Origin of the sequence: Pseudomonas sp. NPDC088429 (genome assembly GCF_044753305.1) — a bacterium.
GTDB classification, from domain to species: Bacteria; Pseudomonadota; Gammaproteobacteria; order Pseudomonadales; family Pseudomonadaceae; genus Aquipseudomonas; species Aquipseudomonas rustica.
Genome location: NZ_JBIVMX010000163.1, coordinates 1 through 1,730 on the forward strand (window position 1 = coordinate 1; position 1,730 = coordinate 1,730).

Annotated in this window: 1 protein-coding gene and 1 pseudogene; both read right to left on the bottom strand. The window is 58.4% G+C overall.

Going from position 1 to position 1,730, the window contains the following annotated elements; translation table 11 throughout:
• Positions 1–683: 683 nt before the first annotated feature.
• A complete protein-coding gene (gene cmoB, locus ACIP66_RS28670; protein WP_159813950.1) occupies positions 684–1,640 on the bottom strand; it encodes a tRNA 5-methoxyuridine(34)/uridine 5-oxyacetic acid(34) synthase CmoB in 957 nt (318 codons plus the stop codon).
• Positions 1,637–1,730: pseudogene (locus ACIP66_RS28675) on the bottom strand (hypothetical protein); the annotation flags it as partial. The gene cmoB and the pseudogene ACIP66_RS28675, both read right to left, overlap by 4 nt.

The following is a 1,730-nucleotide window of genomic DNA, read 5'->3' on the forward strand; positions in this document are numbered from 1 at the left end:
GTCGTCGAATGCCCTGCGTTTTTTGGTCATGAATAACTCCTCGATAGATGTATTTTCCACCTATCGGGGTGTCCGGGGAAATTAGACCACTACAGCCCAAGGATCGGCTCCCTCTCCTGGAGGGAGAGGGACTGACCGGGTTGGATGGTCGAGATCCGCCGACTTGAGTTATCGAGTCGAACTCAAGTTTTGAAAAGCCCAACGATCGGCTCCCTCTCCTGGAGTAAGAGGGACTGACCGGGTTGGATGGTCGAGATCCGCCGACTTGAGTTATCGAGTCGAACTCAAGTTTCGAAAAGCCCAAGGATCGGCTCCCTCTCCTGGAGGGAGAGGGGCTGACCGGGTTGGATGGGCGAGATCCGCCGACCTGAGTTATCGAGTCGAACTCAAGTTTCGAAAAGCCCAAGGATCGGCTCCCTCTCCTGGAGTGAGAGGGACTGACCGGGTTGGATGGGCGAGATCCGCCGACTTGAGTTATCGAGTCGAACTCAAGTTTCGAAAAGCCCAAGGATCGGCTCCCTCTCCTGGAGTGAGAGGGGACTGACCGGGTTGGATGGTCGAGCTCCGCCGACTTGAGTTATCGAGTCGAACTCAAGTTTCGAAAAGCCCAAGGATCGGCTCCCTCTCCTTGGGGAGAGGGCTGGGGTGAGGGGTGAATTCACCGCGGTGTTTGAGAGGTTGGGTTACTTCTTGGCGACAATCACCGCACGCATCGGTGCCGGCAGGCCTTCGATGGTTTTGCTGTGGTCTTCCGGATCAAGGAAGTCGCTCAGCGACTGATACTTCATCCATTCGGTACCGCGCTGCTCTTCAACAGTCGTGGTGCTCACATCCACACAACGAATGTCGGTAAACCCCGCACGACGCAACCACAACTCCAACGCCGGCACCGACGGCAGGAACCAGACGTTACGCATCTGTGCATAACGGTCTTCCGGCACCAGCACCTGATGCTTGTCGCCTTCAACCACCAACGTTTCCAGCACCAGTTCGCCGCCCTTGACCAGGCAATCCTTCAGCGCCAGCAAGTGCTCGATGGGCGAGCGACGGTGATAAAACACGCCCATGGAAAACACCGTGTCGAAGCCTTCCAGATTCGCCGGCAGGTCTTCGAACGGGAAGGGCAGGTGCCAGGCATTCGGCTCGGACAGATAACGCTGCACCGCCTGGAACTGGCAGAAGAACAACCAGTTCGGATCAACGCCAATCACGCTGTTCGCGCCGGCGCCGAGCATGCGCCACATGTAGTAGCCGTTGCCGCAGCCGACATCGAGGATGCGTTTGCCTTTCAGATCCAGATGCGGGGCGACACGCGACCACTTCCAGTCCGAGCGCCATTCGGTGTCGACGTGCACGCCGAACAGATCGAACGGCCCTTTGCGCCACGGCGACAGTCCCATCAACGCAGTACGCATCTGCGCGCGGGTTTCATCGTCGCAATCGGTGTCGAGTTTCAGGCCGTTGAGCAGATCGATTTCGCTTGGCTGGATCTTCGGCAAGGCGTCCAGCGCACTTTGCCAGCGCTCCAGGTCGCCGTGGCCTTTCTCCATTTTCTTGTCGAGTTGAGCTTGCAGGGTGTTGGCCCATTCGGCCAGCGGCGTGCCTGCCAGACGGCGGGCGAGGGGGGACAGATCAATCATGGCAAGGCAATCAACGAGGCAAAGTTAAGACACTGGAACCACGGCACGACTTTCGAGAACCCGGCCGCCAACAGGCGCTCGCGGTGATCT